At 46.2% G+C, this 19,788-nt stretch carries 17 protein-coding genes; 10 read left to right on the forward strand and 7 right to left on the reverse strand.

Features of this window, described 5'->3' with window-relative positions; all coding sequences use genetic code 11:
* Positions 1-27: 27 nt before the first annotated feature.
* The gene (locus CEF13_RS00640) at positions 28-1,194 is read left to right on the forward strand and encodes a hypothetical protein (RefSeq protein WP_102708953.1); all 1,167 of its coding nucleotides are present in this window, start codon (positions 28-30) and stop codon (positions 1,192-1,194) included.
* Positions 1,191-1,856 (forward strand): hypothetical protein, encoded by a 666-nt coding sequence (locus tag CEF13_RS00645; protein ID WP_102708954.1) that lies wholly within the window; start codon positions 1,191-1,193, stop codon positions 1,854-1,856. The genes CEF13_RS00640 and CEF13_RS00645 overlap by 4 nt, the downstream gene beginning before the upstream one ends.
* Before the next feature lie 163 nt (positions 1,857-2,019).
* Here CEF13_RS00645 and cyoD read toward each other — a convergent pair whose 3' ends face one another.
* The 6 genes from cyoD to CEF13_RS00675 form a co-directional block, all read right to left on the reverse strand.
* Positions 2,020-2,349 carry a cytochrome o ubiquinol oxidase subunit IV gene (gene cyoD / locus CEF13_RS00650; RefSeq protein WP_102708955.1) on the reverse strand — a complete coding sequence of 110 codons (330 nt, stop codon included), beginning with the start codon at positions 2,347-2,349 and terminating at the stop codon, positions 2,020-2,022.
* Between the two features lies 1 nt (position 2,350).
* Entirely contained in the window at positions 2,351-2,992 is a 642-nt protein-coding gene (gene cyoC / locus CEF13_RS00655; RefSeq protein WP_102708956.1) for a cytochrome o ubiquinol oxidase subunit III, read from the reverse strand.
* On the reverse strand, positions 2,992-4,962 hold the full coding sequence (locus tag CEF13_RS00660) for a cbb3-type cytochrome c oxidase subunit I (protein ID WP_102708957.1): 1,971 nt from the start codon (positions 4,960-4,962) through the stop codon (positions 2,992-2,994). The genes cyoC and CEF13_RS00660 overlap by 1 nt, the downstream gene beginning before the upstream one ends.
* Positions 4,963-5,084: 122 nt before the next feature.
* The gene (gene cyoA, locus CEF13_RS00665; protein WP_102708958.1) at positions 5,085-6,077 is read right to left on the reverse strand and encodes a ubiquinol oxidase subunit II; all 993 of its coding nucleotides are present in this window, start codon (positions 6,075-6,077) and stop codon (positions 5,085-5,087) included.
* Between the two features lie 339 nt (positions 6,078-6,416).
* Positions 6,417-6,704, reverse strand: a complete 288-nt coding sequence (locus tag CEF13_RS00670) for a hypothetical protein (RefSeq protein WP_102708959.1) — start codon at positions 6,702-6,704, stop codon at positions 6,417-6,419.
* Positions 6,705-6,884: 180 nt separating this feature from the next.
* Complete coding sequence (locus CEF13_RS00675) at positions 6,885-8,984, reverse strand: transglycosylase domain-containing protein (protein ID WP_102708960.1); 2,100 nt, start codon at positions 8,982-8,984, stop codon at positions 6,885-6,887.
* A 1,250-nt stretch (positions 8,985-10,234) separates the two neighbouring features.
* Here CEF13_RS00675 and speE point away from each other — a divergent pair.
* The 5 genes from speE to argS all read left to right on the forward strand — a co-directional run bounded on the left by speE (position 10,235) and on the right by argS (position 14,877).
* The gene (speE, locus tag CEF13_RS00685; protein ID WP_102708962.1) at positions 10,235-11,062 is read left to right on the forward strand and encodes a polyamine aminopropyltransferase; all 828 of its coding nucleotides are present in this window, start codon (positions 10,235-10,237) and stop codon (positions 11,060-11,062) included.
* Between the two features lie 36 nt (positions 11,063-11,098).
* Positions 11,099-11,968: an agmatinase gene (gene speB / locus CEF13_RS00690; RefSeq protein WP_102708963.1), complete on the forward strand. Its 870-nt coding sequence runs from the start codon at positions 11,099-11,101 to the stop codon at positions 11,966-11,968.
* Positions 11,969-12,141: 173 nt separating this feature from the next.
* The gene (locus CEF13_RS00695) at positions 12,142-12,654 is read left to right on the forward strand and encodes a DNA-deoxyinosine glycosylase (protein ID WP_244917030.1); all 513 of its coding nucleotides are present in this window, start codon (positions 12,142-12,144) and stop codon (positions 12,652-12,654) included.
* A 79-nt stretch (positions 12,655-12,733) separates the two neighbouring features.
* Positions 12,734-13,198 carry a YwiB family protein gene (locus tag CEF13_RS00700; RefSeq protein ID WP_102708964.1) on the forward strand — a complete coding sequence of 155 codons (465 nt, stop codon included), beginning with the start codon at positions 12,734-12,736 and terminating at the stop codon, positions 13,196-13,198.
* On the forward strand, positions 13,198-14,877 hold the full coding sequence (gene argS / locus CEF13_RS00705) for an arginine--tRNA ligase (protein ID WP_102708965.1): 1,680 nt from the start codon (positions 13,198-13,200) through the stop codon (positions 14,875-14,877). The genes CEF13_RS00700 and argS overlap by 1 nt, the downstream gene beginning before the upstream one ends.
* A 33-nt stretch (positions 14,878-14,910) precedes the next feature.
* Here argS and CEF13_RS00710 read toward each other — a convergent pair whose 3' ends face one another.
* Positions 14,911-16,056 (reverse strand): S8 family peptidase, encoded by a 1,146-nt coding sequence (locus CEF13_RS00710; RefSeq protein WP_102708966.1) that lies wholly within the window; start codon positions 16,054-16,056, stop codon positions 14,911-14,913.
* 459 nt (positions 16,057-16,515) lie between these two features.
* Here CEF13_RS00710 and rpoE point away from each other — a divergent pair, with 459 nt between their 5' ends.
* The 3 genes from rpoE to CEF13_RS00725 all read left to right on the forward strand — a co-directional run bounded on the left by rpoE (position 16,516) and on the right by CEF13_RS00725 (position 19,676).
* Complete coding sequence (rpoE, locus tag CEF13_RS00715) at positions 16,516-17,091, forward strand: DNA-directed RNA polymerase subunit delta (RefSeq protein ID WP_102708967.1); 576 nt, start codon at positions 16,516-16,518, stop codon at positions 17,089-17,091.
* A gap of 427 nt (positions 17,092-17,518) precedes the next feature.
* Positions 17,519-19,123: a CTP synthase gene (locus CEF13_RS00720; RefSeq protein ID WP_102708968.1), complete on the forward strand. Its 1,605-nt coding sequence runs from the start codon at positions 17,519-17,521 to the stop codon at positions 19,121-19,123.
* Positions 19,124-19,277: 154 nt separating this feature from the next.
* Positions 19,278-19,676, forward strand: coding sequence for a response regulator (locus tag CEF13_RS00725; protein ID WP_102708969.1), 399 nt, complete (start codon positions 19,278-19,280; stop codon positions 19,674-19,676).
* Positions 19,677-19,788 lie beyond the last annotated feature (112 nt).

Here is a 19,788-nt window from a genome sequence, read left to right on the forward strand (position 1 = left end):
TCAATGAATGAAAGGAATGAATGATCAATGAACAAAAGTCCGTTAATCGCGTTAATGCTTGCGTTTATACCCGGCGCAGGACATGCGTATCTGGGAAGGCCTTTCCGCACCGTATTGTATGGAGGAGCTTTCTTTGGATCGTCTTTAATAGCATTTCTTATATTAATATCCCATTCACGTAAAGAAGAATTTGTTTTTTTCTTCGTGTTCGTTGCTGCATTCAGCTGGCTAATTAATATGATCGATATGATCATTTCTCTTGTTTCAGGTAAAACCCCGGGCTTGCACGCTTCAAATCCCAACTATGGTGCGTATTCGGATTCAACGGCTGGCTATATGCCGTTGTCGTATGAGCAGCAGAGGGAGAAGTCGCGCACAATCATGCTCTCCTTCCTTCCGGGACTAGGGCATATGAGTCTTGGACTTATGCAGCGCGGCATTACGTTTCTTATATCATTTGTAGGGTTATTCGCGATTATCGTGTTTCTCAGCATCATTATGAATACAGGAGCTTTGCTTATTTTCTTATTTATTCTGCCTGTGATATGGGTGTACAGCATGTTCGACACGATCCAGCATCTGCATGCGAAGCAACGGGGCGAACAGCTCGTGGATCATGCTATATTTGAAGATTTGGAGGCTCATATCTCCTCAGGACGCAAGAACAAAGTGCTTGCTATCGCGTTATCTATTTTTCCAGGAGCGGGCCACCTTTACTTAGGGCTGCAGAAGCGGGGGCTGCAATTAATGGGAGGCTTCCTGCTGGCGATTTACATTATGGATAATATGCGTTTGTCGCTGTTCTTCTTCCTGCTGCCGCTGTTCTGGTGCTTCGCATTCTTTGATGCGCTGCAGCAAACGACACGTTATGAGCGCAATGAGCTGACAGATGAGCCAATTTTGAAGCAATTTGTTCCTTATCAGCGCTGGTTTGGCATCGCCTTGATGGGCTTTGGTGTCTATTATTTGTTAAATCGTGTGGTTGCCGATATGGTTATGAAAAATTTCACCAGACAAATGTATGAAGCTTATATGAGCGTCATCTATGTAATTCCTACAGTTGTCGTTTCCTTTGTGCTCATATTTATCGGTTTGCGTTTAACATTTGGCAGCAAAACTGCGGATTCGAAGCGGGCAGTGCCGCCGCCGCTCGCGCCTCCAGTTTATAAACGCAAGGAGGAGGGAAGCAAATGAACCAAGCAGACCTTATTCATGAACCGGCAACAATCCGCACTTGGCGCGTAGGCTCGTTATCAATGGGCGTGACACTCGTACTGATGGGGACGGCACTTGCTGTATCGCTTTGGCAAAATCTCGAGGCGTACGAAGTGCTGATGTGGATAGCGCCCATCGTATTTGTTATGCTGGGCGCCGAGTTGCTGCTTTACTTGAAATTTTCGGGAAGTGAACGCACGATTGTACGCTACGACTGGATCAGCGTATTCTTTGTTGGAGTTATTGGAACAGCAAGTATTGGTCTTGCGCTGCTTATGTCAACTGGCTTGTTCGATGAGCTGCAAAGGGGATTGAACATGACGCAGCGCTCGGCATTTATCGAGACCAATGCTGTCGAAGTACCGGCATCTATTCAGAAGATTGTTGTTCATTCATTGAACAGGATAGAGCTAGGCGAGACGGATACACATGAGGTTCAGCTTATCGGTCAGGTCCGCTATTGGTCGGCAGAGAAGCTCGACAAAATGGACATGCTGCAAACCAAGACGATTGGCACAACGATGTATGTCATGATCGGCGCTCTGGAGCGAAGGGATGGCGGTTTTGTATCCGATACGGTAGACCCGCAGTTGACGTTAGTGCTGCCTAAGGATATAGAGATCGTTCAGCGAGGCTTATAGCACGGTCGCAGGCCGAATTGTTTAAATTATTTCATATTCTGATGTTAAATCGTATTAGGCTGGGATCAGGCAGCAATAGACCAAAGAAGCAAAACAGCCGAGCAGGTATAAACCCTGCTCGGCTGTTTTCTAATGAAAAAGCTTTATTTTTAAGTCGTTTTACTTATCCAACCGTATTGTAGGTCATAATCCAGATTGAGCCTGCAACGATGGTCAACAGAATGACGAGACCGAATATTAGCGCCATAAGGTTGAAGCGCGGTTTCTCCTCGTCGCGAATATGCATGAAGAAGAGGAGCTGTACGGCAAACTGCAGGATCGCCATCACGAGGATGAGTACCGTCGTAGCCTTTTTGCTCAGCATATCATTCAACACGACAACGAGTGGAATAATCGTAAGGATAATTGAGAACAGAAAGCCGATGACATATGACTTCATCGATCCGCCATGAGAGCCGTGCGCATCCTGTGCATGCGTGTTATGGTTCTCCATCCTACATCACCCCCATCAAGTAAACGATCGTAAATACGAAGATCCATACAACGTCAAGGAAATGCCAGTATAAGCTAATAATGCTGACTTTACGCTTTGTTACCGGCGTGATGCCCCGGCGACCAAGCTGAAGCATAATGGAGATCATCCAGACAAGTCCAAGCGAAACGTGAAGACCATGTATGCCTACTAAGGTGAAGAAGGCGGACCAATACGCGCTCGTACCAATCGTTGCTCCCTCATGCACCAAGTGCATAAATTCGTTTACTTCCAAGAAAACGAAGGATGCTCCGAGCAAGGCAGTTATCGCCAGCCAGCCGATGAGGCCGCGTTTATTGCCTTTGTTCATCTCGAGTACGGCTATTCCGCTCGTAAAGCTGCTTGTCAGCAGGATAAATGTCGAAACGATAATGCCGTTTATTTCAATTAACTCCGCACCTGTAGGGCCCCCATCCGTACTGAAACGGAGGACGACGTAGGTAGCGAACAAGGTACCGAACAAGATAACGTCTGTGATAAGAAACAGCCAGAAGCCAAATGTTTTCAACGATTCTTGATCATGGTGCTCGTCATGGTGACCGCCGCCGTGACCAGCTCCGTGTCCGCCATGCGCGTTTGCTGTTCTGGAAACTGCATGTGCCATTATTTTGACCCCCTTAAAGCTGCTTCCGTGCGCTCAATCTCTTGTACCGAAATATAATAATCGGTGTCATAGGAGAATGAACGAACAAGCATACAAATAGCTACGCCGATCAGACCCGGTATAGCCATCCACAGCCAATCCCATACGAAGCCGAAGCCGGCGGTGAACCAGCATAACGACATAATGAAAGGGATGCCTGAGTTTTTTGGCATATGAATCGGCTCGAGCGGTGTAAGAGGCTTGACAGGCTCGCCTCTGGCGATGCGCTGCTTCTCTTCCCACCAATCATCCTGATCCGTAACCTGTGGAAGACGAGCAAAGTTATAAAGCGGCGCAGGTGATGGTATCGACCATTCCAGCGTACGGCCATCCCATGCATCGCCATTCTGCTCTTTCTTATAAAACCGAATGCTATGAGCAATTTGCCATACTTGGAATAGGAATGCGATACCCATCAAGAATCCGCCGACTGTAGAAACCACGTTAAGCGGCTGCCAGCCCATATCGAAGTCGTATGTGTTGACACGACGAGTCATGCCCATTAAACCAAGCGCATACTGCGGCATGAAGCAGACATAGAAACCAATGTTCCAGAACCAGAATGCCCATTTGCCAAGGCCTTCATGCAAGCGGAAGCCGAACACCTTCGGCCACCAATAATAGAGGCCTGCGAAAAAACCGAACACAACGCCGCCGATAATCACCTGATGGAAATGCGCAATCAGGAAGTAGCTGTTGTGGAACTGGAAGTCGGCTGGCGCAACAGAAAGAAGAACACCAGTCATACCCCCGATGACAAAGCACGGTATGAATGCGACCGCCCACATCATCGGAGTTGTAAAGGTAATACGCCCTCGGAACATCGTGAACAGCCAGTTAAAGACCTTCACCCCCGTCGGGATGGCTATAAGCATAGTCGTTAAGGCAAAGAACGCATTGACGTTTGCACCGGAGCCCATCGTGAAGAAGTGATGCGCCCATGTGAAGAATGAGAGGAAGCTGATCGACATAAGTGCAAATACCATGGACTTGTAGCCGAAAAGTTTTTTCTTCGAGAAAGTTGATACAACTTCTGAGAATATACCGAATGCCGGCAAAACAATGATATATACCTCGGGATGTCCCCACATCCAAATGAGGTTGATGTACATCATTGGATTACCTGCGCCGTCAAGCGTGAAGAAGTGCGCGCCCAAGTAACGGTCAATGAACAGCAGGAATAATGTTACGGTAAGAATTGGGAATGCGAACATAATCGTAATACATGATGAGAGAACCGACCATACGAACATCGGCATTTTCATTAGCTTCATGCCTGGCGCACGCATTTTCAATATCGTGACAACAAAGTTGATCCCTGTTGCTAAGGAGCCGATACCAGAAATCTGAATACCCCAGATATAGAAGTCCTGTCCAAGACCTGGACTGCCTGACAGCTCGGAAAGTGGCGGATAAGCAAGCCATCCCGCATCCGGCGAGCCGCCGATAATGAATGATACGTTAAACAGCATAGCTCCAAAGAAGAACATCCAGAAGCTTAGTGAGTTCAGGAACGGAAAGGCAACGTCACGTGCACCGATCTGTAATGGCACGACAAGGTTGAACAAACCGAACATGAGCGGCATGGCCATGAACAAAATCATAATAACGCCATGAGTAGTAAATATCTGATTGTAATGCTCTGCTTGCAGGAAATCTAATTGCGGCGCAGCGAGCTGCACCCGCATGAGCAGCGCATCAACACCGCCGCGGAACAACATGAGTAAAGAAGCGATAACGTACATAATCCCGATTTTTTTGTGATCGACCGTAGTCAGCCATTCCGTCCATAACCAGCGCCATTTTTTGAAAAAGGTTAGCGTAAATATAATGGCAACTACCGATAATCCGATAGATACTTGAGCCCCTAAAATAAGCGGATCGCCAGTAACAAAAAATTCGGAAGCGAAGTCTTTAATTTTGTCTAACATAAGGGACCTCCTAAAAGTTTTGTGAAGCAAAACTTGCTCCGAAAGCATAAGCAAACTTATATCGAAAGCATACGATTAGTTTGGTGAAGTGAAGATGCTCAAAAAGAATGGTTGGCTTGAGATTATTTGCCCATGTCCATATCCATGCCCATGTCACCCATATCCATATCCATATGACTATGAGCATCGGTGCTGCTGTCTGGATGGGACTCATCCTTATTAGCCGCAGGCTCAGACGCTGCGCCGCCGTGATGATGACCGCCGCCATCGCCATTTACATATTGCATAGCAATCTTATCGAATAATCCGGCTGGGAAGCTTGAGAACAGCTGTTTCTCAGAAGAGCCAGGCTCTCTCAGTTTTTCGAAGCCTTCCATAGTAAGAGCAGGAGACGTATCTTTCACTTGTTTGATCCAAGAATGATACTCTTCTTCTGTCGTCGCATCGACCTTAAACCGCATTTGTGCAAAGTCCTGCCCGTTAAAGTTGGCTCCCGAGCCAAAATAACTGCCTTGCTCATCAGCTTGCAGGAAGAGCGTCATCGCCATGCCTGACATGGTATAGATCTGTCCACCAAGCTGCGGTACCCAGAAGGAGTTCATCGCCGTATCTGATGTAAGCTGGAATTTAACCGGAACATCAGCAGGGATTTTAATATAGTTGACGGTAGCAATGCCCTCGTCAGGATATTTAAACAGCCATTTCCAATCAAGGGACGTTACTTGGATCGTAATCGGCTCCTTCTCCGAAACAATAGCTTTAGAAGGCTCAAGCGCATAAGTATATCTGACCGTGATAATTGCTAGAATGATGATGGCAATGATCGGTATAGACCACCATGTAACTTCCAGCTTCGTACTATGCTCCCAGTTTGGAGTGTATGAAGCTTTTCTTCCTTTCTTATCCCGGTAGCGCCAGACGATAATGGCAGTCAGTATTAGTGTGGGAATAATAATAACCGAGCAAATAATGGTGGAAATATAAATAAGGTCTTTCTGAGACTCGCCGATAGGTCCTTTTGGATCGAGCACGATAAATTGCTCGCCGCAGCCAGAAAGCGTAAAGGCCATCAGCAAAAAGAGTACGGGGGTAAGCATGCGAATAAACGGTCTCATTTCGGTTCAACTCCTCAAAATTACTGCTTAAGATTACAATAGCAGATATAAACCGCAATGACTGCGGGGTTAACAATTACGTCAAGAATTCGTCTTTATTCTGTAATAGAAAGTTCACTGCTTAGACAACATTGATTCAGGCTTCATTTTTTCAAGTGAATTTCAGCCGAAAATATGACATTTTTCTTGGCTCTTCCTATTATTCTGGCTTTATTTTCATATCCATTAGTACCCACTAAATCCTGTTTTGTCCCATAAAGACGAAGCGGAATAGAAAAGAGGCTGCCCCACAAGTAGAATGATCTACCTGAAGGACAGCCTCTTCATTAGTTCCGTAGTCTATATCTGTTGTTCGCTTGCGTCAATGAAAGTCTGCTCTTCGTTGCGTCTCGCATGAACAAGTCCAATCGCGGTTCCAATAACATAAATATGAACACTGCCGATTAGGAAGCCGATGCCGACCATTAATCCGACATTTTTATCACTGAAGTGACTTAAATTTATTAAGCAAAGCAGAACGCCGATACCGAGTACGCCCCAAGCAATTGCAGTCATTACTTTGACTAAACGCTTGACATCCGATTTGGTTGGCTTCGTTTGGTTGATTATTGCTGTTTTGGTTATCATAATGAACACCTCTGCTTATTGTAAGTGTTTTCCTTATGTTTACTATAACACAACAATCTACGTTTGTTCAAAGAAATTTCACTTTTTGATCATAATTCAGACAAAAATGTGCGAAGGTCACCTCCAAGCTATGAGCAGAAGAAGCTCACTATGGATTGGAAATAGAGGAGAGCGTGCACCTTAGTCTGTCCACCAGCGTTTCAAATCAGACCACCAGGAACGACTTTTTTCTGCTTTTACATCGTCCTTCTCATTCCTATCGTCGACCGCAGCGGGTTCGCCGCATACCTCAGTAGGCTCCGTTCCGCTAAGGAAAGCCTCCAGCCGCCTATTCGCACAGCTGGCTGCTGCCAGCTTCCCGCTCTCAGGGTCAATGTACACATTGACTACTCCCTCAGGGATAGGGAATATTTTGGGCGGTACTGAAGCGAGTGTCTGTTCCGTAAACTTGGCAAACATAGGCGCTGCCCGGTAGGCCTCCGCAACCGTCAGCTTACGGTCCTTGTCATAGCCAACCCATACAGCGGTCGCCAGCTCCGGTGTATATCCTACCATCCAAGCATCCGTCGGAGTCGTGCCGGTCTTGCCTGCGACTGGCCGTTTAATAATAGAAGAGACACGGGAGCCGGTACCGCCTTCCTCGAACACACTTTCCATTAAGCTGGTCATTACATAAGCCTCGGCCGGGGCGATGGCTTGTACGGCATTGTGTTTCGCTTCATATAATACCTGTCCCTTGCGATCTTCGATTCGCAAAATAGCGATGGGTTCGACATGAGTGCCTCCATTCGCAAATGTTCCGAACGCAGAAGCCATTTCGAATGGGCTAACTGGAAACGTTCCAAGTGCCAAGGAGGGAACCGGCTGCATGCTGCTCTTAATGCCAAGCTTTCGCGCAGTATCGATTACTTTGTCGGCGCCGATGGTCATAATCGTATTCACCGCGTAAATATTGTCTGAACTCGCAATTGCTTTCCGCATATCAATGAGGTCGTTTGCATATTTATCGCCGTAATTATGCGGCTCATATGTTTTGCGTCCTTCATCATAGGAGAATATGGTCGGCTCACTCTTGAAGCGGGTAGCAGGCGTCATGAACCGGCTTTGCAGAGCTGTTAAGTACAAGAGCGGCTTGAACGACGAGCCGGGCTGGCGCGTGTTGGCAAACACGCGATTGAATTGGTTCTTCTTATAGCTTCGTCCGCCGACCATCGCTTTAATGTACCCGCTGCGCGGGTCAATGGCGATTAAAGCGGCCTGCTGCTCCGAGCTTTCGGGAATCCCTTTGGCGATAACCTCCTCAGCGGCGGCCTGTGCAACGGAATCCAGCGTCGTATAAATGGTAATTCCGCCTTCATTAAGCATCTGCTCGTTAATGCCCAGCTTATCTACTGCTATATATCTGATATAGTCGCGGAAGTAAGGTGCGAATCCTTCTTGTTCGCCAGAACCGAGCGCTTGAAAGTTCAGCACCTCCGCATAAGCGGCGTCCGCCTGCTCGGATGTGATAGAGCCGCCTTCAAGCATAGCTTGCAAAATCGTGAGCTGCCGATCCTTTGCATTCTTCATGTCCAAATAAGGAGAATAATATTTGGGTCCTTTCGGAATACCGGCCAACATGGCGCTCTCCGCGAGCGATAGCTCGGAAGCATGCTTGTTGAAGTACATCATGGCTGCGGCTTCTATTCCATAAGAGCCGTGGCCATAATAAATTTGATTTAAATACATACCCAAAATTTCGTCTTTTGAATAGCGCATCTCCAGTTGAGCGGTGTACATGGCTTCCTTCATCTTGCGCTGCCAAGTTCGCTCATGCGTCAAATATAAATTTCGTGCGAGCTGCTGCGTCAGCGTACTGGCGCCTTGCCTTGTGGATAAGCTTTGAACGTTAACCATCACGGCACGCGCCATTCCCTTCATATCAAAGCCGCGATGGTCGTAGAAGCGACGATCCTCAATTGCCAAGGTCGCATCAATAACGTAGTGGGAAATTTCCGCAAGAGGTACAGATCGGCGATTCTCCCCTGCATGAAAGGTGTCTATTACATGGCCCTGCAGATCCAGCATCTGCGAGGTTTGGCTAATGGCAGCAACGGGAAGCGATTGGGTGCGCAAATAAATAATCATGCCGCCGACGATGAGAGCGAACACCATGAATACGGCAGCAGTATAGCGCAGCCATTTCTTTATTTTAAGAATAGGGTGGAGAAATTTCTCCGTTAGAATGGGAAAATAGGGACGTAGCCGGGGTTTCCCCATTTTTTTGGAAGGCTTATTCATAAAACATGCTCCCTTCCGTGCTAAAGCTGCACTTTTCCTTAGTATGGAAGAATGAGGAACACCCTATTCATGATTAGTTGGCAAATGGAAAAATTTTGTGCGGTTTGGTTGGTATATTTGCTATTAATGTATGATATTAAAAAAACATTAAGTTCTATCAACCCCACCATGGGAAAAGAGGGTGTCCCAAAAGCATGAACTTCGCTGGAGAGATAGCTCACTTCGAACCGAAATGTTGAACTGTTCCGAGTAGTTACGGACATGAGGTACGTTGTATCAGTGAATTAGCTGTAAAAGCAAAGTTTACGGACATGAGAGCCGTTATTGCCCTTGGAACTGGTCATAATTGGGACTTTTCGGGCCAATAAAGGCTCTGAGGTCCGTAAGCAGCTCGAAAAAGTGATTTTTGCAGCAAATAAGGGTTCCTGTGTCCATTAACTTTTGCAGACAAATAAAAAGAAGAGGGTGCCTCTAAAGCCTATGGCTTTAGGGACACCCTTTTTGAATTTAAGAATTTCTGCCTAATCTTTTACTACGGGCATCCTGCCTCTGTATCCACAAACAGGACAAGTAACTATACGTTCGTTTAATAATCCTGTCTTTAGTGCAAATGCGAAATTAAGTTTAGATAGCTTAAAACTACAACTACATACCGGACAAACAAAATGTGTAGTTTTTGTACGGATATCAATGTACTTGTATACAAATAGAAAGGCCAGACCCATTGGGAGAATGATTTGAATTAGCATGGCGATTGGACTTGCTGGATTCATTTGTGATTTCCCTCTTTCTATATGCAAAATGCTTTATCCTGGGAACTTCGTAATAATGCTATCCGTCAACTGTATCTATTTTCAGTAAGGAAAATAGTTAATTTTTTTATGGGTAAACTATTTGCCGTTTGGGTAATCAATATGTAAGCCGATAAGGATTTGACAGCGCATCTAGAACATTTCATAATTCATCACCTGATAAGTGGTTTTTCATATGTAATAATTTTATTACACATGAAATAAGAATATAACACATAAATGAATATCTTGTTCGACTAAACGACAGCTCATATAATAACTAATTGCTCAAATATTTGCTCACACATACTGTACAGAATAATGGGGTATACAATAGAATCTTTATATTAGATTATTCTAAAAACCTTAATATTACGCACGGAATAGAATACTTGTAGTCATTGGATAATTTGAATATAATACAGGTTGAACCAATGAAGGAAAGAAGGGATTTACGACATGGAATTGTGGTATACAGAAAAACAAACAGACAGCTTCGGCATTACGGCGAAGATTACTAAAACTTATGTAAATGAACAAACGGATTTTCAACAGCTTGATATGATTGAAACGGAAGAGTTCGGAACAATGCTCGTACTTGACGGCATGGTAATGACTACGGTTAAGGATGAGTTCGTATACCATGAGATGGTTGCGCATCCAGTCCTTTTCACGCATCCGAATCCAGAGAACGTATTGGTAGTTGGCGGCGGCGACGGCGGCGTTATTCGCGAAGTGATGAAGCATCCAAAGGTGAAAAAGGCTGTTCTTGTCGATATTGACGGGAAAGTTATTGAATACTCCAAAAAATACTTGCCAACCATCGCTGGCGAGCTCGACAACCCGCGGGTTGAAGTGCTTGTAAACGACGGCTTTATGCATATTCATGATCATAAAAACAGCTATGACGTTATTATGGTTGACTCTACAGAACCAGTTGGTCCTGCTGCCAACCTATTCACTAAAGGCTTCTATCAAGGGATTTACGAATCATTGAAGGAAGACGGAATTTTTGTTGCACAAACGGACAATCCATGGTTTAAGGCTGATCTGATTCAAAGCGTAAACAAAGACGTGAAGGAAGTATTCCCAATCGTTCGTGTATACGGTGCGAACATCCCAACATATCCAAGCGGTCTATGGACGTTCACTATGGGCAGCAAAAAGCATGATCCACTTGCGGTTGACGAAACAGCAATCCCAGAAATCGACACCAAATATTACACACCGCGTCTTCATAAAGCAGCATTTGTGCTGCCGAAATTCGTTGAAGACCTTGTGAAGTAATATACGTTACGCTACAGGAAAGAGAGGACAAGCCTCATGAAATTGGATCAAAAATATTCCGGCAATGTCTTCATTCTGAGTTCTGAGAACTATGAAGCTTCCAAGGCAGTTATCTACGGCATGCCAATGGATTTCACTGTTAGCTTCCGTCCAGGCTCACGCTTTGGCCCTCCACGCATACGCGAGGTGTCAATCGGGCTCGAAGAATACAGCCCCTATTTAGACCGCAGCCTAGAAGATATCGAATATTTCGATGCTGGCGATCTGCTACTGCCGTTCGGCAATGCAGCACGCAGCCTGGAAATTATCGGTGAATTTGTTCGCGGCGTTCTAGATGATGGGAAAATACCTGTAGGTCTAGGCGGCGAGCATCTCGTTTCTTGGCCGATATTCCAAGAGGTGTACAAGAAATATCCTGATCTTGCGATCATTCACTTCGACGCTCACGCTGATTTGCGCGAATCGTATGAAGGCGAGCCGTTGTCCCACTCTACGCCGCTGCGCAAAGCAGCTGGTCTAATGGGCGGACAAAATATTTACCAATTCGGTATTCGTTCAGGCTCCCGCGAGGAATGGCAGTATGCACGCGAGAACATTAATTTCCATCCATTTGAAGTACTTGAGCCGCTTAAGAAGGTGCTTCCTGAGCTGGAAGGCCGTCCAGTTTATTTGACAATCGACATTGACGTGCTTGATCCATCCGCAGCGCCAGGTACAGGCACAGCGGAAGCAGGCGGCATTACATCGAAGGAGCTTATCGAATCCGTTCATGCGATTGCGCGTTCCGGCGTTAATATTGTAGGCTTTGACCTTGTCGAGGTTGCGCCTGCTTATGATCCAACGGAGCAAACACAGATCGTAGCGGCGAAAGTAATTCGCGAAATGCTGCTTGGTTTCTTGAAATAAAGGGTAGAATACAATTCAATCACAATAACCGCCGGGGTATGCCTTGCGGTTTTTTTGTATCCTATACAGGAAGCGTCCGCTCCTTCGGTTCAAGGATGCCTCCCTACAATAAAGGTTAGACTTAGCCTATGTATGTGATCCATTTTTGAATGAAGCTGATTGAGGAGGATGTTATGATGCGTATCTATTCTTTCCCGCCGGTCATTGATGAACAGGCTCGCGTATTGATCCTAGGGACAGCGCCAAGCGTGAAATCGCTTGAGCATGGACAATTTTATGGACATCCGCAAAACTTCATGTGGCGTATCCTTTATCGTTTGTTCAGCGAGTCAGAAGTTGATCCCGTTTATGAGAATCGACTCTCATACTTGCATAAGCACCGTCTAGCTTTGTGGGATGTGATTGAATCTTGCGAGCGGGAAGGCAGTCTTGATGTGAATATACGGGATATCGTTCCTCAGAAGCTGCCGGACCTAATTGCCCAATACCCACAGCTGCGCTGCTTCGCCTTTAACGGCGCAAAGGCTTATGATACTTTTCAAAAGTTTTATCGCGGGCATGAATGCTTTCGAAATATTACGCTGCTTAAGCTTCCTTCATCAAGTCCAATTCCGACCCCGCGCATGCGAACGCTGGAGGATCGGGTAGAGGCATGGAGCGTTATTGTACCATTTACCGTAACTTAACCGCGCTCTAGCGTTGAAATTAACAGGCTTCCTGTATATAGTAGTTACATAAGATTACACTGATAACAGGAGCAAGGCTATGACTGAAAGCAGGAAAGTAACCATTACTTTGGAGAGCGCGCTTGACGGAAACTCGCAAAGCCATTCTTACGAGGGCGAATGGTTCCGCAAGGAAAAGTCCGTATTTATACGTTATAGCGAGCCCGCAATAGAAGGCGATCCGAATGCGGGTGAGGTACGTACGCTTGTGCGTTATCGGCCGAATGAACTATCCATCGTCCGGCGGGGTGCCATTCAATCGGAGCAGCTTTTCATGCTTGGCCATAGGCAGAAAGGCTTTTACCGCTCGCCAGTGACGTCGTTTTCTCTTGAGACGGATACGAAGCAGCTAGCGCTGCATGGTTCTCAGGCGACCGCCGGGGGCGCGGATCAGCTGCCGTTGCAGCTGCCTTTTTCGATAGAATGGCAGTACGAGATGTATGTCAGTGATCAAATGTCGGGCCTTTTCCATATTCGGCTCCATATACAGGAGGAAATGAATTAATGAACGCAAATGTACTTGAGAACATGTATGAGCAGGTCAAGGCAGCAATCACCGATGCAGCAGTAGCGGCTGGCCTTGCAGCACGTGAAGAGCTTCCCGCATTCGTGCTGGAAGTGCCGAAGGATAAATCGCATGGTGACTTAGCAACTAATGCAGCTATGCAGCTCACGAAGCTGGCGAAGAAAAACCCGCGCCAAATTGCTGAAGCGATTATCGCTCACCTTGATACCAAGCAGGCATCGATTCAATCGGCTGAGATCGCAGGCCCGGGCTTTATTAATTTCCGTATGGACAACAGCTACCTTTATCCGGTAGTAAGCGCAGCGCTTGAAGCTGGTGACAATTATGGACGGATTGCGGAAGGCAGCGGCAAACGGGTTCAAGTAGAGTTTGTAAGCGCGAATCCCACAGGCAGCCTGCATCTTGGACATGCGCGCGGAGCGGCTGTAGGCGATTCTTTGTGCAATGTGCTTGATTTCGCGGGATATGAAGTAACGCGTGAATACTACATTAATGACGCAGGCAAGCAGGTTGAGAATCTCGCTGTATCGATTGAAGCACGCTATCGTCAAGCGCTTGGACAAGCAGCGGAAATGCCAGAGGACGGTTATTATGGTGAAGATATTATCGGTTTCGCGAAGCTGCTTGTGGAACAAGAGGGAGATAAGCTCCTCGCGCTATCAGATAAGGAACGCTATACGTTTTTCCGTGAGTTTGGTTTAGAGCGAGAGCTTGAGAAAATTAAGCGCGACTTAGGCCGTTTCCGTGTTGGTTTTGACGTCTGGTACAGTGAAACCGCGCTTTATGAAAGCGGGCAAGTCGAGCAGGGCTTAGAAGCACTTAAAGCGACCGGTCATGTGTATGAAGAAGAAGGCGCAACTTGGCTGAATACCATGGAATTTGGCGACGACAAAAATCGCGTTCTTGTAAAAAATGACGGATCATATACGTATTTGACACCGGATATCGCCTATCACCGTAATAAATACGGCCGCGGCTTCGACCAAATGATCAACATTTGGGGAGCTGATCACCATGGCTACATTCCGCGTGTTAAAGCGGCGATGGAGGCGCTTGGCAATGATCCTAAGAAACTAACCGTGCTTATTGCTCAGATGGTTAGCTTGTTCCAGAATGGCGAAAAGATGAAAATGTCGAAACGGACGGGCAAAGCGGTTACGATGCAGGATTTGATGGACGAGGTAGGCATAGATGCTATTCGTTACTTCTTCTCGATGCGGAGCATGGATTCGCATCTGGATTTCGATATGGACCTTGCGATTTCTACATCCAATGAAAATCCGGTCTTCTATGTACAGTATGCGCACGCGCGTATTTGCAGCATATTCAGACAAGCGGAGGAGCAAGGGGTTGTTCTCAAGAAAACATCCGAGATCGATTTCACCAAGCTGACCGCTGATACGGAATTTGACCTGTTACGCAAAATTGGAGAGCTTCCTCAGGAGGTATCCGAGGCTGCCGCACAATATGCGCCGCACCGCCTCATTCGATATGTATATGATTTAGCATCCCAATTCCACAGCTATTACAGAGCTGAGCGTGTCATTACAGAGGATTCTGAGCAGACGCAAGCACGTCTTGCATTGCTGGGCGCCCTCCGTCTAACGATTGCGAATGTACTGCGCCTTGTCGGCGTATCGGCGCCGGATCGGATGTAGTCTCAGGAAAACAAAAGCAAACAAGCCGAGGATTCATACTTTATCCGCGGCTTGCATCATACGCTGGATATCAAGCTCGCCGATGGTTCGGCGGGCTTTGCTGCCCCTTAGGGGTTGAATAGACTTTTTGATAATGGCTTTGATTTCGGTTGGCGTGAGCCCCGGTTTATAAGCAAGCAGAAGAGCAACAGCGCCGCTGACATGCGAGGTAGCCATTGAAGTGCCGCTCATTTCGTTATATTTACCGCGAAGCCATGCAGAAATGATTTTGTCCCCGGGCGCATATATATCAATATATGAACCGCGGTTACTGAATGGAGCCGGACGACGGAGCTTCGTCGTTGCCCCTACGGAAATCGTTTGAGGATATCGAGCAGGATAATCGACAGCACGCCGCTTTCCATCATTTCCAGATGAAGCCACGATAATGACACCAGCATTATGTGCGTTTATGACGGCGCCGAGCAGTGCTTTGCTTCGGTTCTTCATCCCAAAGCTCATGTTAATGATGTGAATTCGATTGCGAATGCACCATTCGATGCCAAGAATAATATCAGACACATAGGCACTCCCGTTGTGATCGAAAGCTTTGACGGGAGCGATTAATGAACGCGGAGCAACACCGATCATGCCTTGCAGCTGATTGGCAGCCGCAATTGTACCGGCGATATGGGTTCCGTGACCGTTATCATCGTGAGGGAGCATGCTTCGATTAAGCAAATTAATACCTCTGATCACCGACTGGCGAAGATCAGGATGGCTGAAATCAATTCCGGTATCAATAACACCGACCCTGACTCGGTGACCAGTTGTTGTGCTCCATGCTTGCGGCGCTTTAATTTGATTGACGCCCCAAGGAATCCCCGGAATCCCCTTCTCCCAAATAACAGACTTCTGTGGAGTTGCGTGTACGCTGATTTTGCTGTCCTGCTCAATCCATACACTGCCTCCGAAGCGCTCAAGCGTTTCCTGTTCCGGCAGAAGGCAGGATATGCCGTGAATAATAGGCATCTTTCTTATGCTTTGTTTAGGCAGTGATGATGAAGGGCGAACAGACAATTGCTTTAGGAAGTATCGATAGTCGCTGACATGCTGAAAGCGAATGATTCGCTTTACTGCCGATGTGTCCGTACAAGCCATCGTATCCTCCACTAATCGGATTAAAGCGGCGGTGTCCAAATTTGGATTCCCCTCCTGACGGACCATGCTGAAGTATTGTATGAAGGGGGAACTCAAGCCGTATGAGCAACTTGCCTTTTTTCGTATAAATAGGCGCTGAACCGTGTCAAAAATCTAGGAAGGACATAGGATGAACAAAGAGTTCTCAGGGGCTCTTACGTCCATCATACGTAAGTGAGTATGAGGCCGGATGGATACAGTCAGAGCGAAGGGATATTCCCTTCGTTTTTTGCATTTATGTCCAAGCTATATTGGCAACCGCATAGGCGGCTTGCTTTTTTGCAAGAAATAGGTTTTACTATACTTTGACTAGCGTAATCAACGGATGCCAGCCACTGGCGGCAATCGTATGCTGCGCGATGAGATGTAAGCGGAGTACGAGGGAAAAACGTATATAATCTTAAATTTCAAAAGAACGATTACGTACTTAATTTGATTGGCAAGAGAGGATGTGTCCATATGAGCAGCAGCAATTTCACCTTGAAGCTGGATCCTGAACGTATTAAGGAAATGCCTATGGTCGATTTGGCCTTTGAAGTGCTGAAAGCGGCTAATACACCTTATTATTATCGCGATCTAATGATGGAGATCGCTAAAATACGCGGTCTTTCCGCGGATGGAATCAACCAGTTTATCGCTCAAGTTTATACAGAAATCAACATTGACGGCCGCTTTGCTTGCGTAGGCAGCAATATGTGGGGACTGAAGCGCTGGTATCCGGTTGAGCGTTCAGAAGATCCTGTTGGCAATGCGAAGCGTACTCGTATCATCAATGATGATGATGATCTTGAGGATGACGATGCATTTGCGGACGAGGAAGAGGAAACGTACGCAGAGCAGGAAGAGGACTACGACGTATTCGATGAGGATCGCGAAGACTTCGAAGAAGCCGAAGAAGAAGCGGAAGTCGATGAGGATGCTGTCATCGAGGACGAAGAGATCGATGGAGAAGTTGATGCCGATCTGGAATCCGATGATGACGATTCTGAAGATGATGATGAATTTGATGATGAAGATGAGGACGACGATAAGTAGTAATAACCTAAGCTTCCATTAAGTGGTCACAACCCTTCATGCAGCTTATGGATTATCCTATCGTTTTCGCTTGACAGGGCCTACAAGCGCAGAGTAAACTATCTCATGGGCTTAAGATTCGGTTAACAAATAACGCATACAAGCGTAAACGGTTGTTGCAGAGTTTTAGCGGCAAAGGATCGTTTCGTGTTGAAATATAAGCAAAGTATAAACTTCAAACCCTTATGCTGTCTTATATTTTGTATATGCCAAAAAATAAAAAAGTGCCCCGTTGCTACGGGTGTCACTTTTTTTGTTTGTGCGGGATTGGTCTGTAGGACACATCCCCATAATCTGGATGGATAAGCAGAGTGTATCTGCATCCATGTTTATCGAGTAAATGGGCAAACCTAAATATAATCATAAGAGCTTGGAGGGTATCAGCACAGTGACTAAATATATATTTGTAACCGGCGGCGTAGTGTCGTCCTTGGGCAAAGGGATAACGGCAGCTTCACTCGGCCGATTACTGAAGAACAGGGGCCTCAAAGTAACGATTCAGAAATTTGATCCCTACATCAACGTGGACCCGGGAACGATGAGTCCTTATCAGCACGGCGAAGTATTCGTCACAGATGACGGCGCAGAAACAGATTTGGATCTTGGTCACTATGAACGCTTCATCGATATCAATCTATCAAAGAACAACAACGTAACATCAGGCAAAATATATTCCAACGTCATTACCAAAGAACGCCGCGGCGACTATCTGGGTGGCACGGTACAAGTTATTCCCCATATTACGAATGAAATTAAAGAGCGTGTCTTCCGTGCAGGCAAAGAAGCGGGTTCTGACGTTGTCATTACGGAAATCGGCGGCACGGTTGGAGATATCGAGAGCTTGCCCTTCCTAGAAGCCATTCGTCAAATTAAGAGCGATATCGGACGTGACAATGTGATGTATATCCATGTTACGCTCATTCCTTATATTAAAGCTGCAGGCGAAGTGAAAACAAAGCCGACGCAGCATAGCGTTAAAGAATTGCGCAGTATCGGTATCCAGCCAAACGTAATCGTATGCCGCACAGAATATCCGCTTGCTGAAGAATTGAAGCGGAAAATCGGATTATTCTGTGATATTGATGCGAACGCAGTTGTGGAATGCCGTGATGCTTCGACACTATACGAAGTACCGTTAATGCTTCGCGAAGAAGGACTTGACGAGATTGTTGTCAACCACCTGAAGCTAAACGTAGATCAGCCGGATATGCGCGAGTGGGAAGAACTCGTTAAACGTGTGAAGTCGCTTCACAAAACGACTGAAATTGCCATTGTCGGCAAATATGTAGCACTGCATGACGCATACCTCAGTATTGTAGAATCATTAGGACATGCCGGTATTGCGGCGGACTCTGAAGTGAAGCTGCGCTGGGTCAATGCGGAAGAGCTTACTGAGGAAAATATTGGTGACCAATTGCAAGGCATTCACGGTATTCTCGTACCAGGCGGTTTTGGCGATCGCGGTATTGAAGGCAAGATTACTGCAATCAAATACGCTCGCGAGAATAACATTCCGTTCTTCGGAATATGTCTTGGCATGCAAGTTGCTGTTATTGAATATGCTCGCAATATTGTTGGACTTGCGAATGCAAATAGTTCGGAAATTAATCCGTCTACTCCGTACCCGGTTATCGATCTGCTGCCGGATCAGAAGGACGTTGAAGATATGGGCGGAACGATGCGCCTTGGCCTATACCCTTGTAAGCTTATTCCAGGCACGCTTGCCGCTAAGGAATATGACGACGAGCTTGTATATGAACGTCATCGCCACCGGTATGAATTCAACAATGAATACCGCGAAGCAATTGAAGCTGCTGGTTTAACAGTTTCCGGAACATCGCCGGATGGCCGCCTTGTCGAAATGGTGGAGCTTGCTGAGCATCCATGGTTCCTGGCCGTTCAATTCCATCCAGAATTTACTTCTAGACCGAATCGTCCGCAACCATTATTCCGCGGATTTGTTCAAGCGGCGCTTAACTATTCGGAGAAATAAGAGTTGTTTTAATTGATGACACATTCTTTGACAACATCTGATAAGTTTTTTTTGGACGAGAAGGATTATATACCCACCTAAGCGAATATATTAACGATTATGGAAGAGTTGGCCAATTTTGTTGGTTAAACTCAGTCGCGGGAGGTATATGAAGTTGGAGAAGAAAAAGGTATTGATCGTGGATGATCAGAACGGTATCCGCGTGCTGTTGATGGAAGTATTTAGCAGTGAGGGTTATAACACGTTTCAAGCTTCTAATGGCAAACTGGCTTTGGAAATTGTCAAGAAGGACGCTCCTGATCTGGTGCTGCTGGATATGAAAATACCTGGCATGGACGGTTTGGAAATTTTGAAGCATGTGAAAGCCATTGACCGAAACATTAAAGTCATCATGATGACAGCATATGGTGAATTAGATATGATAAAAGAAGCAACCGACCTTGGCGCATTAATGCATTTTACGAAGCCGTTCGATATTGATGAGATGCGAATAGCAGTAAATATGCAGCTCCACGGCGGCAATTCAACAAGTCGTTTTGCAATAGGTTCTTAACTCGGGTTAGAAACGGCATCGTCGCTTTAATAAAGACGGTGTCGTTTTTGTTTGAAATCGTGTAGTCAAAACAAGCTTTACTATTTCAAGGCATGATATGTTATAATGACTC

The organism is Paenibacillus castaneae (assembly GCF_002884445.1).
Classification (GTDB): Bacteria; Bacillota; Bacilli; order Paenibacillales; family Paenibacillaceae; genus Pristimantibacillus; species Pristimantibacillus castaneae.